17 protein-coding genes and 1 other RNA gene are annotated in these 13404 nt (G+C 46.3%); 12 read left to right on the forward strand and 6 right to left on the reverse strand.

Features of this window, described 5'->3' with window-relative positions:
* The first annotated feature begins 20 nt into the window (after positions 1 to 20).
* Genes LIN78_RS10075 through LIN78_RS10095 form a run of 5 tightly spaced genes read left to right on the forward strand, consistent with a single transcriptional unit; the run spans position 21 to position 4169 of the window.
* Positions 21 to 1232 carry a surface-adhesin E family protein gene (locus tag LIN78_RS10075; RefSeq protein WP_227180672.1) on the forward strand — a complete coding sequence of 404 codons (1212 nt, stop codon included), beginning with the start codon at positions 21 to 23 and terminating at the stop codon, positions 1230 to 1232.
* A gap of 12 nt (positions 1233 to 1244) precedes the next feature.
* Positions 1245 to 1679 (forward strand): acyl-CoA thioesterase, encoded by a 435-nt coding sequence (locus LIN78_RS10080; RefSeq protein WP_227180673.1) that lies wholly within the window; start codon positions 1245 to 1247, stop codon positions 1677 to 1679.
* Between the two features lie 35 nt (positions 1680 to 1714).
* Positions 1715 to 2692: a bifunctional biotin--[acetyl-CoA-carboxylase] ligase/biotin operon repressor BirA gene (birA, locus tag LIN78_RS10085; protein WP_227180674.1), complete on the forward strand. Its 978-nt coding sequence runs from the start codon at positions 1715 to 1717 to the stop codon at positions 2690 to 2692.
* Positions 2689 to 3453: a type III pantothenate kinase gene (locus tag LIN78_RS10090; RefSeq protein ID WP_227180675.1), complete on the forward strand. Its 765-nt coding sequence runs from the start codon at positions 2689 to 2691 to the stop codon at positions 3451 to 3453. The genes birA and LIN78_RS10090 overlap by 4 nt, the downstream gene beginning before the upstream one ends.
* Positions 3450 to 4169, forward strand: coding sequence for an SPOR domain-containing protein (locus LIN78_RS10095; protein ID WP_227180676.1), 720 nt, complete (start codon positions 3450 to 3452; stop codon positions 4167 to 4169). The genes LIN78_RS10090 and LIN78_RS10095 overlap by 4 nt, the downstream gene beginning before the upstream one ends.
* Positions 4170 to 4181: 12 nt before the next feature.
* Here LIN78_RS10095 and LIN78_RS10100 read toward each other — a convergent pair whose 3' ends face one another.
* The 3 genes from LIN78_RS10100 to LIN78_RS10110 all read right to left on the reverse strand — a co-directional run bounded on the left by LIN78_RS10100 (position 4182) and on the right by LIN78_RS10110 (position 5100).
* Entirely contained in the window at positions 4182 to 4370 is a 189-nt protein-coding gene (locus tag LIN78_RS10100) for a protein MIGRI (protein ID WP_227180677.1), read from the reverse strand.
* 6 nt (positions 4371 to 4376) lie between these two features.
* Positions 4377 to 4700 (reverse strand): hypothetical protein, encoded by a 324-nt coding sequence (locus tag LIN78_RS10105; RefSeq protein ID WP_227180678.1) that lies wholly within the window; start codon positions 4698 to 4700, stop codon positions 4377 to 4379.
* Positions 4701 to 4842: 142 nt separating this feature from the next.
* Positions 4843 to 5100: a hypothetical protein gene (locus LIN78_RS10110; RefSeq protein WP_227180679.1), complete on the reverse strand. Its 258-nt coding sequence runs from the start codon at positions 5098 to 5100 to the stop codon at positions 4843 to 4845.
* Positions 5101 to 5301: 201 nt separating this feature from the next.
* Here LIN78_RS10110 and LIN78_RS10115 point away from each other — a divergent pair, with 201 nt between their 5' ends.
* Entirely contained in the window at positions 5302 to 6384 is a 1083-nt protein-coding gene (locus LIN78_RS10115) for a potassium channel family protein (protein WP_227180680.1), read from the forward strand.
* Positions 6385 to 6419: 35 nt separating this feature from the next.
* Entirely contained in the window at positions 6420 to 7451 is a 1032-nt protein-coding gene (gene pyrC, locus LIN78_RS10120; RefSeq protein WP_227180681.1) for a dihydroorotase, read from the forward strand.
* Between the two features lie 48 nt (positions 7452 to 7499).
* Here the strand turns inward: pyrC and LIN78_RS10125 are convergent, their stop codons facing one another.
* Positions 7500 to 7976, reverse strand: coding sequence for a PilZ domain-containing protein (locus LIN78_RS10125; protein ID WP_227180682.1), 477 nt, complete (start codon positions 7974 to 7976; stop codon positions 7500 to 7502).
* Positions 7977 to 8101: 125 nt separating this feature from the next.
* Here LIN78_RS10125 and rnpB point away from each other — a divergent pair.
* The 5 genes from rnpB to LIN78_RS10150 all read left to right on the forward strand — a co-directional run bounded on the left by rnpB (position 8102) and on the right by LIN78_RS10150 (position 11467).
* Positions 8102 to 8484, forward strand: an RNA gene (gene rnpB, locus LIN78_RS10130) — RNase P RNA component class A.
* Positions 8485 to 8567: 83 nt separating this feature from the next.
* On the forward strand, positions 8568 to 9161 hold the full coding sequence (locus LIN78_RS10135) for a Maf family protein (protein ID WP_227180683.1): 594 nt from the start codon (positions 8568 to 8570) through the stop codon (positions 9159 to 9161).
* Positions 9158 to 10612, forward strand: coding sequence for a ribonuclease G (rng, locus tag LIN78_RS10140; protein WP_227180684.1), 1455 nt, complete (start codon positions 9158 to 9160; stop codon positions 10610 to 10612). Before LIN78_RS10135 ends, rng begins: the two co-directional genes overlap by 4 nt.
* Positions 10609 to 10983, forward strand: coding sequence for a diacylglycerol kinase (locus LIN78_RS10145; RefSeq protein ID WP_227180685.1), 375 nt, complete (start codon positions 10609 to 10611; stop codon positions 10981 to 10983). Before rng ends, LIN78_RS10145 begins: the two co-directional genes overlap by 4 nt.
* A 13-nt stretch (positions 10984 to 10996) precedes the next feature.
* Complete coding sequence (locus LIN78_RS10150; protein ID WP_227180686.1) at positions 10997 to 11467, forward strand: outer membrane lipoprotein; 471 nt, start codon at positions 10997 to 10999, stop codon at positions 11465 to 11467.
* A gap of 71 nt (positions 11468 to 11538) precedes the next feature.
* Here LIN78_RS10150 and htpX read toward each other — a convergent pair whose 3' ends face one another.
* Positions 11539 to 12393 (reverse strand): zinc metalloprotease HtpX, encoded by an 855-nt coding sequence (gene htpX, locus LIN78_RS10155; RefSeq protein ID WP_227180687.1) that lies wholly within the window; start codon positions 12391 to 12393, stop codon positions 11539 to 11541.
* A gap of 62 nt (positions 12394 to 12455) precedes the next feature.
* Positions 12456 to 13379, reverse strand: a complete 924-nt coding sequence (gene fmt / locus LIN78_RS10160; RefSeq protein ID WP_227180688.1) for a methionyl-tRNA formyltransferase — start codon at positions 13377 to 13379, stop codon at positions 12456 to 12458.
* Positions 13380 to 13404: the final 25 nt, after the last annotated feature.

Raw genomic sequence — 13404 nt, forward strand, 5'->3', positions numbered from 1 at the left:
CCGTTGTCTTGAGGTTTTTTATGCTGCGCCGATTCATTCTTGCATCGTTACTATTTACGAGCTTTTCTGCCAATGCGGCTTGGAAAGCCATTTATAGCAATAATGAAATGACGCTTTATCTAGATGAGGCCACCCAAGAAACCAAAGGGATGGTCGCCAAGGTTTGGACAAGAGAGCGTTATAGCAGACCTAAACAAGCAGATCCTGGCGACTTTTTCTTTAAAACACTCGCGATTCAGATGCAATACGCTTGTGACAAACGAACACAAACTCCGCTACTCAGTGTCTATTATGATTTAGCGGATCAGGAAATTAAGCGCCAAAATGGCGATGATAAGGCGCAGCCCATTGTGCCAGGCTCTGTGGACGAAAAACGCTTTAATGTCGCGTGTAAAATTAGTCCGCCGACTCCAGTAAAAGAACCAAGTACAGCACCAGCCAAACCTGCCACACCGAAAAAAGCACCTGCCAAACCAGCAACCAAACCGCCTGTCGTGGCAAAGCCAAAAACAACCGCAGAAAAGCCAGCCTCCGCAGCGCCCAAAATCATGACGCTAGTGGCGCCTGCGCAAGGCAAAACGGAGCTTTCTGAAGAAGAGCAACTCAAAGCAATTGTCAAAAACCTTGTTAATGACAATACCAGTTACATGAAGTCTCACCCAGCTAGTTTCTTTGACCCCATCAAAGAAGGTCAGTATCCACGAGCCACCGTGGTTACCTGTGCCGATTCGCGCGTACAAAGTACCGCGTTTGACCAAACACCGGAAGGTGACTTATTCACGGTCAGAAATATTGGTAATCAGTTTTTTAGCAATCAAGGCTCCATTGAATATGGCGTCCATCATTTAAAAACACCGTTGCTGATTTTCGTTGGCCACTCTGCGTGCGGGGCAGTAAAAGCGGCGATGGGTGATTACTCTTCGGAATCAAACGCAATCAAAAAAGAGCTTAACTCGCTGACGATCGATAAAAAGAACGACATCACTCAAAACGTAGTGTTTAATGTTCATAATCAGGTTAAAGCCGCGAAAAATGTCTTTTCTGAGGAAGTAAAAAAAAAGGAGCTAACGATTCTTGGCGCGGTGTTTGATTTTAGAGATGATCTAAAAAAAGGCATTGGCAAGTTGACAATCGTTAACTTCAACGGCGAAACGGACGCCAAGAAGGTCGATAAACTCTTAAGCGCATTAACGAGCGAAAAAGCGGCCCCAAAGAAAACCACAAAGAAGTAAGCCTTTCTTTCTATGCATAAATTGCCCATTACAATCCGTGGTTACCATTTAGATGGTTATGGCCATGTCAACAATGCTCGCTACCTTGAGTTCATGGAAGAAGGCCGTTGGTCTTTATTTCAAGAGTTTGTCGATCTACGTCAGTTAGATCAGGCAGGAGAAGCCTACGTCGTTGTGAATATCAATATTGATTATCGACGTGCAGCGTCTATGCACGATGAACTCGTACTTCTCACCCAAGTAAGCGCTTATAATCGCCGGCATATTTCTGTTGCTCAGCAGATGGTATTTAAAGATAGCGGAAAAGAAGTAATCCGAGCAGAGGTCACCCTTGCATTAATGTCTACCTCCACAGGTCGATCCATGGTGATCGAAGGCGCCGTTGCCGAGTTACTCGATAAAATGATTGCAACCAATGAGCACTCCGTAACTGCCGACAACAGTTGAATCATGACCCAATCCACCAGCCACACAGTAGCCAGATGAATAGCAGCCCTAAACCCCTACTTTTAGACATCCTCAAGAAACTAAATGCAACCCAGTTTGTTTCAGGGGAGGATTTAGCTGAAATGTTTCAAATCAGCCGGGCGAATATTTCCCTAACGTTGCAACAGGCAAAAACCTTTGGTGTAGACATCCAACGAATCCACGGTAAAGGGTATCGGTTAGCGACATCCATTGATTGGCTGGATGCCTCGCAAATACAATCGCTAAGACAAGAAACCGGCAGCGTCACCGTGTTACCGGTCATCGACTCAACCAATACTTGGATGCTGCAGCATCCTGATGATTTTGAGCATGGTAGTTGCCTGCTCGCGGAATGTCAGACCCAAGGGAGAGGGCGCAGAGGACGTCAGTGGACAAGTAGCATTGGGGGCAGCTTAACGTTTAGCCTGCGTTGGGATTTCCCTTTTGGCATTGCCCGACTGTCTGGACTTAGCTTAGCGACTGGCGTTGCAATCGCACGCGCCTTGCATCGCGTCGGACTAACTAGCGCCCAGCTAAAATGGCCAAACGATATCTTAATCCATAATAAAAAATTGGCCGGCATGCTAATTGAAACGCAGGGGGATGCGCTAGGCCCCATTCAAACCATTATTGGCATTGGCATTAATGTTCACCTGACCGCAGAACAAAGAGAAGAAATTGCCCAGTCGGTGACGGACCTATCTGAACACTTCTCCCACCCACCGTCTCGTAATGCCATTTTGGCGATTTTGTTAGATGAATTACATTCGGTGCTCAAGGTATTTACAGAAAAGGGGTTTGCGGCGTTTCAGTCTGAATGGGAATCTTTGCATGCTTGGCAAAACCAACCCGTTTCTATCATGCAAAATACCACGACGATTTTGCAAGGTATCGTCACCGGCGTGAATGCGGATGGCGCCCTTGTTTTACGGACGCCACACGGCGAAGAAATTGTTCATGCGGGAGATGTTTCTCTACGGAGAGCATCGTGAAGATTCAATCCCCTTACGCCTTGCTATTTGATATTGGCAATACCCGTATCAAGTGGGGCATGTACGATTTAGCCGTGGGGGTGTGGCATAAAAAAGGGCTCATTGAACACGATGAACTCGCTGATTGGCTCAACAAATATCGACCTATTTTAGATCAGGCCACCTTGATCAAAGGTAGCAATGTATCGACCTCGCATTTCCAAGAGAAGATCAATCAATCCTCTCATCACACGATCGAGTGGGTCGTGAGTGAAACGGCAAGAGCCAGTGTCATTAATCGCTATGATTTCCCCAATAAACTAGGTGCAGATCGTTGGTTATCACTCATTGCTGCGCGTTCTGCGCATGAGGGAAATGTAGTGGTGGTAAATGCGGGTACAGCGGTGACGATTGATGCGTTAGATGAGTCAGGCGCATTTAGAGGTGGCTTCATTGTGCCGGGCTTGCATCTCATGCGCCAAAGTTTGGCCAAAGGCACGGCGGGGCTACCATTACAAGAAGGTGGTTTTGCAAACTACCCAAGCAATACGGGCAACGCGCTTTACACTGGCGCCGTACAAGCCATTGCCGGCGCCATTATGCAAATCGCCCATCAGATGCTAAATGATGGCATTCCACCAGGAATGTGCATGCTATCTGGCGGTGATGCCAATATCATTGCCCCGCATTTATCATTACCAGTTACAATCGTAGAACACCTTGTTTTAGATGGCTTGGCAGTCATCTCACAACATGCTTATTCTTCTATGGGCAAAGAATGAAAAAACTATTTGTTTTTGCTTTATTAGCAAACCTGGGATTATTTGGTTGGTATCAATTTGGCAGAAAGCCTGAAGCGAAGAACCCTACATCAACCGAACTTCACGCATCACAGGTAAGGGTGATTGCAGAGTCCGAGATTCCTGCGTCCAAAGAAGAACCCGCATCAGTTGAAGTGCCTGCTAGTGCACCAATAGAACAACCTGCGAGTGCACCAACGCCTACCTCGCCAGTCGTCGCAGAAACCGCCAGCAAAGAAGTCGCATGTTTTACATTGACGAACCTAAATGACCCAGACTGGAATGCATTTCGTCAAAATTTAAGAACAGCAAAAATTACCCCTCTACGTCCCGTAGCAGTTGAAACCGCCAGTAAATATTGGGTATACATTCCACCTCAAGGATCTGCAGAGTTGGCACAAAAGAAAGCGGATCAGTTAAAAGCCTTTGAAGTGACAGACTACTTCATCATTCAAGATGGCAGTAAATGGCAAAATGCCATTTCATTAGGTATCTTTTCTAGCAAAGAAGCAGCTGAAAAACAATTGACCAGCCTACAAGCGCAAGGGGTGAAGAGTGCCATTGTGAGACCAAGAGAGCCGATTAGCCGCGTGTGGAGCATGAATTTTAGAAAACTAGACGAAGCAAAAAGCACGCAATTACGCACCCTAGCCAAGTCTTTAGCAGGCGCATCGCTAAGCAAAGTAAATTGCGAATGAGTCATTCGCAGTTTACAAACTCGTTAGATGCAAATGCGTCAGAATATAAACAACACTGAGAAGAACAAATGCCCAAGCGATTCTATTCACTTGGGCTCTGATTTTTACTTTCCACTCCGGTTTGAACAAATGGCTATAAATCACCACAAAGCCAAATAAACCAGCGAGTAAAATAATAAAGCGGGTAAAAACAGCAAGCACAGTTGCTTAGTTTCCAACCGATTTTTTCTGTTGATCCATGACGGACCATGCCTTATCTAAACGACTATCCGCTGCTTTAATCGCAGCTTGCGCATCCTGATTTTTCTTGAGTGCTAAATCTCGTTTTTGGGTCGCTTCGTCAAATGATTTTTGTGCATCTTGCAGGCGTTTTTTTGCTTTTTGCAAATCATCTTCGGCATCTTCTAACTGCTCTTGTGTCGCACTGGCTTCGTTTAACTTCATTTCGTGCCAGAGTTGTGCATGTCTTACTTCATCTTCAGCAGGACCAGCAAAAGCTGTTGTCGCACAAATTAACAACACACTACTCACTAGGATTCCAGCTGGTTTTTTATTGGTCATCATCATTCGTCTAAATAAATCAAAATAAAGAATTGCCCTAAAATTTATTCCGTACGCATGCACAGAAAGCCAGCGCCATGATGCCACAAGCAAAACGGGGTTAAAAGAGGGTTTACACTTTTATCAGGAAGGTCGCGTAGTAGCGACCGCTACGACGATCAAATCCAGATCGTCTTTCTTTGGCTATTTTTTCCTGCCGTTGCCGACGTTCGCGATATCGGCGACCATCGGGGTCTTTTTCTTGTCCGGTTTGATCGCGATCAGAATCAACCACCAAATCAGTGGTGTCGGTAGAACTAGAGACAATCGGCTTTACCTGCCGGGTGCTTGTTTGAATTTGATAGGTTTGTTCAATGACATGAATTTTCATATAGCCCTCCCGACTTGTAAAAGAATCAGGAAAATACAAAAAAGGCGGTTATTTACTTGTCAGCAAGCCTATTTCTAGATAAATAAGATGTTTAAGCATTTCTACAACCGCTAAAATACAAATGCACACGGCCTGCCCTGATTAAAATATCGGCAGAATGTAAAAATTCTTTAATTTTGCCAATTCTCAAATAGAGACACAGTGGATACCCCTAAATCGCAAACAAAGGAAAAGCCGAGTTATCTGGCCAAAAAGCGAGACCGTTTTCTGGCAATGTGGAAGCATCCGATTTATCGGAAAATTCTTTGGTTTAATGGCTTATTAGTTAGTTTGGTCTTATTGGGCACATTTGGTTATATGTTGCTTGAAGGCTGGTCTTTTTTTGATAGCCTTTACATGACCATCATCACTTTAGCCACTATTGGCTATGGTGAAACGCACCCACTAGGTGACTCAGGACGCCTCTACACCATGCTGCTCATCCTCTTTGGATCGGGCGTCATGGTGTATAGCATTACAGGCTTTATTACTTCCCTGTTAGAAGGTGATATTAGAAAGGCACTAAAAAAAATGACCATCGAACGCGCAATTTCCGAACTAAATCAGCACATTATTATTTGTGGAAATAGCCAAACCGGAAAATACGCCATTGATGAGTTGAAAAAAACCAAACAAAAATTCGTGGTCATAGACAACGATCCTGCTCGCCTAGAGAAAATCGATTCCCCGCAGATTCTTTGTTTGCAAGGTGATGCAACGGACGAAAGCGTGTTGATTTCTGCGGGCGTAGAAAGAGCAACCGGTTTAATCACCACCCTTCACCATGATGCGGACAATTTGTTTGTGGTGCTAACCGCCAGAGGCCTAAACCCTAACATTCGCATCATTGCGAAAGCCGTAGAAGAAAGCTCTTTAAAGAAATTAAAACAAGTGGGCGCAGATAGCGTGGTGATGCCGAACATCATTGGGGGACTAAGGATGGTCTCTGAAATGGTACGTCCATCTGTGGTAACATTTCTCGACATGATGCTTGGCATGTCGAACCAAACGATTAGGGTCGAGGAACTACAGATTCCATCTGGCTCTCCGGTGATTGGAAAGACGCTTGCCGATTTGCATATATTGCATGAGCCAGACGTGTCATTAGTCGCCATTTTACCGGCCTCAGGCGGAGCGCATCAATTTAATCCGCCCGCACAGACTCAGCTTATCGCATTAGACACTCTTATTTTAATTGGGGATGCGAGCCGTATTGCCAACCTCAATAAGCGCTTAGGTCTATAACCTTTTCGCCAACTTATTAGTCACAAGGATCAACAATGGAACTCGTTATTGCTCGCCCGGATGATTGGCATTTACACGTTCGTGATGGCGAAGCCTTAAAAGCGGTATTACCTCATACAGCAGCTCAGTTTGCTCGTGCAATCATTATGCCGAACTTAAAACCGCCAGTCACCAACACCGAGGCGGCAATCGCTTACCGCGAGCGCATTTTGGCGGCAGTGCCCGCAGGAATGACATTTGATCCGCTCATGGTGTTGTACCTAACCGATAACACGACTGGGGATGAAATTCGTAAAGCAAAAGCAAGCGGTATTGTGAAAGCCGTGAAATTATACCCAGCAGGTGCGACCACCAACTCGGACGCGGGTGTAACAGATTTATTGGCAAAATGTGAGGATGCATTAGCTGCTTTACAAGAAACAGGTATGCCGCTATTGGTTCATGGTGAAGTAACGGATAGCCACATTGATATTTTTGACCGTGAGCGAGTATTTATCGACCGCGTGATGGTGCCGCTACTATCAAAATATCCTAAGCTAAAAGTGGTGTTTGAACACATCACCACAGCTGACGCAGCAGAATTCGTGATGGAAGCGCCTGCCAATATTGCCGCCACCATCACTGCTCACCATTTGTTAATGAACCGCAATGCAATCTTTACTGGCGGCATTCGCCCACACCACTACTGCTTACCTGTGCTGAAACGTGAAAAACATCGTGTCGCCTTAGTAGAAGCAGCTACTTCAGGTAGCGAGAAGTTCTTCTTGGGTACAGATAGCGCACCACATGCCCAACATACAAAAGAAGCAAGTTGTGGCTGTGCGGGTATGTACACCGCACTTTCGGCAATTGAGCTATATGCAGAAGCATTTGAGGCGGCCAATGCGTTAGACAAACTAGAAGCCTTCGCGAGCTTCAACGGTCCAGACTTTTACCAGCTACCAAGAAATACCGAAACGATCACTCTAGTGAAAGAAAGCTGGACGATTCCAGATAGTTTGCCATACGGTAACGATGCACTAATCCCGCTAAGAGCGGGTGAGCAAGTCCACTGGAAATTGAAATAAATCAAATGTGGTGATGATAGAAATGGCTGGCAAATTGCCGGCCATTTTTTATTTAGACAAGGTATTGATAAACTGTCGAATTAAATTTTTCTGGGCATCCGGCAAGTTATTAAATTGCATGCCCACTTTAAAGCCTTTTGTTGACTGATAGACGCTGTAAACAATTTTTGCGTCCACTTCTAACATCTCTCTTGTTTTCACACCGATCAGTTCTAGCCTCATCCGGCAATACTCGTTTGCGACTAGGTTAAATGGTGCGATTACAGATAATCCAGACTCTGAAATATCGATGGACTTCCCTTCAAAGAGACGTCCATTCTGTTGCAGCACCAGCACCCTTGTCACATACATTTTACGTTGAGCGACGCGTCGCTCTTCCACCGCAGAGGGTTTTGCAGGGGCGTTTTGAACAGGTGCGTCTACCGGCGATGTCGATGGTCTCCCTAACTCATCAAACGATGCCTCAAGATCGGGGTCATTCAGCAAATTAGCTTCAACTTGCTCATCAGGGGTATCTCTACTCACAGCAAAACCTTTGTGTAAAACATAAATAGAGGTGACTCATGATTCAGTCTAGCACAGTCACACCACCAATTCTTAATAACAAATTGCAAAGACTTGGCCCCCTACTTCGTGCTAAAATTAATATAGAAGTTCGCCAGACAATCGCTGCCAATGTTTACATTGGGGGAGGAAAGTCCGGGCTCCGTAGGGCAGGATGCCGGCTAACGGCCGGGCGTTGAAAGACGACGGAAAGTGCAACAGAGAGCTGAACCGCCGATGGCCTCGAAAGAGGATCAGGTAAGGGTGAAAAGGTGCGGTAAGAGCGCACCGCAGTCGTGGCAACATGTACTGGCAGGGTAAACCCCATCCGGAGCAAGACCAAATAGGCAGGCGTTGAAGGGGCCCCCCGAGTCTGCGGGTAGGTTGCTTGAGCCTGTTAGCAATGACAGGCCTAGAGGAATGATTGTCAGTTTAATGTGTCGTAAGATGCATTGAATTACAGAACCCGGCTTATCGGCGAACTTCTTTTCCTTTTTCATTGAGTCGCTTCTATTGCCTTCAATAGGCATTCTCATGCAGACTCAAGGTTTTGACCAACAGAATCCTATCTTCATGAGTTCAAAACCCGCCATTTTTCTTGCATCTAACAGCCCAAGACGACGTGAGTTGCTTACTCAAATTGGCGTACCTTTCACCGCATTTGCACCCGATATTGATGAAACGCCTTTCGAGTCTGAAAGTGCGGCAGACTACGTGATTCGCATGGCGAAAGAAAAAGCAGAAGCAGGCTGGCGCATGCGAAATGTCACCGGGGAGAATCATAGTTTGTTACTTGCAGCAGACACGAGTGTCGTTGCCAATGGCAATATTCTAGGCAAACCCATCGATGCGGCGGATGCAATGGCCATGCTGAGCAATTATAGCGGCCAGTCTCATGAAGTCATGACAGCAGTTGCCGTTACAAATGGCAAACAAACTGTCGTCGAAAATGTAGTGACATCCGTTTATTTCAGGCATTTATCTGAAACAGAAATACGGCAGTATATTGAAAGTGGGGAACCGTTTGATAAAGCGGGAGGCTATGGCATTCAAGGCTTAGCCGCACTATTTGTTTCTCACTTAGAAGGCAGTTATACAGGGGTGATGGGCTTACCCTTATTTGAAACCGGTCAATTACTAGCGCAATTTGGGTATCCAATCTTATGAACCAGGAAATTCTGATCAACGTTACGCCGCAGGAAACGCGCGTCGCAGTCATGGAAGATGGCATCGTCCAAGAATTACATATTGAACGCGAAGCGCAACGTGGTTTAGTCGGTAACATTTATCTAGGACAAGTTCGACGAGTCCTGCCAGGCATGCAATCTGCATTCATCGAGATTGGCTTAGAAAGAGCCGCTTTTCTTCATATTGCTGATCTATTTGAACAACGCCACCACCCAGACCCTGACCTTCGGATTGAAAAGCTACTTCACGAAGGACAAACGGTGCTTGTCCAAGTGATTAAAGACCCCATTGGTACAAAAGGGGCAAGACTCTCGACGCAAATTTCATTAGCGGGTCGTTACCTAGTCTTGTTGCCGCAAGAGCATCATATTGGCATCTCTCAGCGCATTGGCAACGATAGTGAACGAGAGCACCTAAAAGAACGCCTCACCAATTTGCTACCAAGCAATAATCAGCATGGTTATATTTTACGTACGAGCGCAGAAACTGCGACCGATGAAGAATTAAAATCAGATATTACTTATCTGCAAAAGATCTGGGAAAGCATCCAAGAATCTTCCCGAAAATCTGCCAGCAAAACCTTATTGTTCCAAGATCTTTCTATGCCATTACGGGTATTACGTGATTTTGTGAACCCAGAAACCAAAGTTATCCGCGTCGACTCGCGCGAGACTTTTGTAAAGATGCAAGACTTTGCCGAGCAGTTTGTCACCGGCGTGTTGGAAAGAATCAGCCACTATGCAGGGGAAAGACCTGTTTTCGAAACTTATGGCGTTGAAGCGGAAATTGAAAGAGCGTTGTCTCGACGCGTCAACCTGAAGTTTGGCGGTTACCTCATCATCGACCAAACCGAGGCAATGACGACGATTGACGTCAACACCGGTGGTTTTGTTGGCACACGCAATTTTGATGACACTATCTTCAAGACAAACTTGGAAGCCACGCTAGCGATTGCCCGCCAATTACGTCTAAGAAACTTAGGTGGCATGATCTTAATTGACTTTATCGATATGGAAAGCGAAGAGCACCGTGAAACCGTGCTGGGGGAACTGACCAAAGCGATGTCTAGGGATCGTACGCGTGTCACAATTAATGGGTTTACTAACCTAGGCTTAGTTGAATTAACACGTAAACGGACGCGTGAAAGCCTCGCACACATTCTTTGTGAGCCCTGCCCAACCTGCCAAGGCAGAGGTCAAATTAAAACGGCCCAAACCATCTGTTACGAGATTTTGCGTGAAGTAGTGAGAGAAGCACGACAATACAATGCAAAAGAGTATCGTGTGCTTGCGTCCCAAGCGGTGATTGAACTCTTTTTGGATGAAGAGTCTCAAAGCTTGGCACAATTGGCCGACTTTATTGGTAAGCCAATTCGTCTGCAAGTAGAAACGCAATATGGGCAAGAACAATACGACGTGGTGATTTCATGAAACCCGGAAAAACCGGCCTTACCCGATTAATTCATGCATTTGGTTATTCTGTTGATGGTTTAAAAGCCGGCTGGCAGCGTGAAGCAGCCATTCGCCAAGAAATTATCGCACTTATAATTCTTTTACCTTTAGGTATCTGGTTACCAGTCGGTATTCCCGTTAAACTGGCTTTATTAGCTTCGACACTAGCAGTGTTAGTGGTTGAGTTACTTAACTCTGCCGTAGAAGCGGTGGTCGACTTAGCCTCACCCGACCGACATGATTTAGCAAAACTAGCCAAAGATTTAGGCAGTGCCGCCGTTTTGATGACACTCATTGTGGCGATAGCGGTTTGGTCCTATGCAGTTTGGCTGGCTTTTGGTACACATTAGCAGGAGCCCCCCCATGAAACACGTAAGCCCTCTCTCTATTTTAATGAGCGCAATGCTAGCAAGCAGCCTTTTGCTAACCGGTTGTACCACCAGCAAATCGGGCGATGTGTATAGCCGCAATAGTGCAAGAAGCATTCAAACGGTGGAGACGGGTGTTGTAAAAAGTGTGCGCCAAGTAAAACTAGAAGGCACCAACTCTGGTGTCGGTACGTTTGGAGGTGCAGTGGTTGGTGGGATTGCTGGCAGCCATGTTGGCGGCGGTGACGGCCGAATTGTCGGCGGTGTAGTGGGATCGATTCTGGGTGGGATTGTAGGAAACTCGATCGAGAAAAACACCACCCAATCAAACGGGCTAGAAATTACCATTTTACTAGACAATGGTCGTACCATTGCGGTAGTACAAGAAGGTAATGACGATATTCGCCCAGGGGATCGCGTCAATGTACTCAGTGGTAATGGCGAAAGCAGAGTAACGCGTAACTAAGTACAACCGCTTCAGGCATAAAAAAAGGAACCACAGTGGGTTCCTTTTTTTATGTGTGTTAACACGAATACTTAATACCGCCCGGCCATCTGCATCAAGCGAGAAACGCGCTCACTGGTCTCTGGGTGAGTTCTAAATAAGCCCGTAATGCCGCTACCCGACAATGGATTGATAATCATCATCTGCGCAGTTTCCGGGTGTTGTTCTGCAGCCGGCATCTGATAACCTTGCGCATAATGCTCAATTTTTTGTAATGCATTAGCTAATGCGACTGGGTCACCGCTAATTTCTGCACCACCGCGATCTGCCTCGTACTCTCTTGCACGTGAAATCGCCATTTGAATTAGCGTTGCTGCTAGCGGCGCAAAAATCATAATCAGAATCGCTACAATCGGATTTACACTGCGCTCGTCATCACGAGAACCGCCGGTGAAGAACATGGCAAAGTTAGCAATCGCGCTGATAGCACCTGCGACTGATGCGCTTAATGTAGAAATTAAGGTGTCTCTATGCTTCACGTGCGCTAGTTCATGTGCCATTACCCCGCGCAATTCGCGCTCAGACAACAAACGCATAATACCGGTTGTTGCTGCGACGGCAGCATTCGCAGGGTTTCGACCGGTTGCAAATGCATTAGGCTGCGCTTCGTCAATGATGTACACCCTAGGCATTGGCAAGCCTGCGCGTTGCGCAAGTTCGGCAACCATTCCATAAAACTGAGGGGCTGAATGTGCGTCAACTTCGCGCGCATTGTACATCCGCAATACCGCTTGGTCTGAAAACCAATAGGCCCAGAAGTTCATCCCACCCGCAAATAGTAAAGCAATGATGAGACCAGTTGCTCCACCGAGTGACAGTCCAATGACACCGAATAAGGCGGTGATAGCTGCCATCAGTAATGTCGTCTTGAACCAATTTCCAATCATGTTTGTTACTCCATAAACCGCAACGGCGGCACACTGGTTAGATTGGGTTAAGTGAAAAAAATTCAATCACCTAATTGAAGACCATTCACCAACTGTTGACCAGCCACTAAGGCTGCCGCTGGCGCTCGCTTACTACCGGCCTTTTGCACCTCTACTAGCCGTAACGCACCCTTACCGCACCCCACGAATACATCATTGCCATCTAGTTGAACACGGCCAGCTGCAAGCGCCATTTCAGTGGGTTCGGCCAACCAAATTTTTAATAATTCACCCGCTAGCTTCGTTGCAGCCCCAGGTGCGGGGTTTAATGCACGAATTTTCCGGGCTAACACCGAAGCATCGTGCGACCAATCTATTAGCGCTTCTGCTTTATCAATTTTAGCAGCATAGGTTACCCCCTCAGCAGGCTGAACAGTTGGATGAATCTCACCATTCACCCATTTCGGCAGCGTTTCCACAATCGCTTTGCCACCAATTTCAGCCAAACGATCATGCAGCAGTGCGGTTGTGTCTTGATCTGTGATGGCTGTTTCATAAATAGACAGCATTGGGCCAGTATCTAGCCCAGCTTCCATTTGCATGATGGTGATACCAGTCGCTGCATCGCCTGACTCAATCGCGCGGTGAATAGGCGCAGCACCGCGCCATCTTGGCAATAGAGAAGCGTGAATATTCAAGCAACCATGTTTAGGAATATCTAACACCAGTTGCGGCAAAATTAAGCCATACGCCGCAACCACCATCACATCAGCATTTAGCGCGGCCAGTTGCTGCTGGATGGTTTCGTCTTTTAGAGACAATGGCTGCCATACGTCAATCTGATGTGCTAATGCACACACTTTTACTGGACTAGGCGTTAGCTTCATGCCACGACCTGCAGGTCGGTCTGGTTGTGTCAAAACCAATACAATTTCATGTCCCGCATCAATCAAGGCTTTTAAGGCGACTTCAGCAAAGACAGGGGTTCCTGCAAAAATAATTCGCATAGTAGATTCACACTTCAATCAATAT

Origin of the sequence: Leeia speluncae (genome assembly GCF_020564625.1) — a bacterium.
GTDB lineage: Bacteria > Pseudomonadota > Gammaproteobacteria > Burkholderiales > Leeiaceae > Leeia > Leeia speluncae.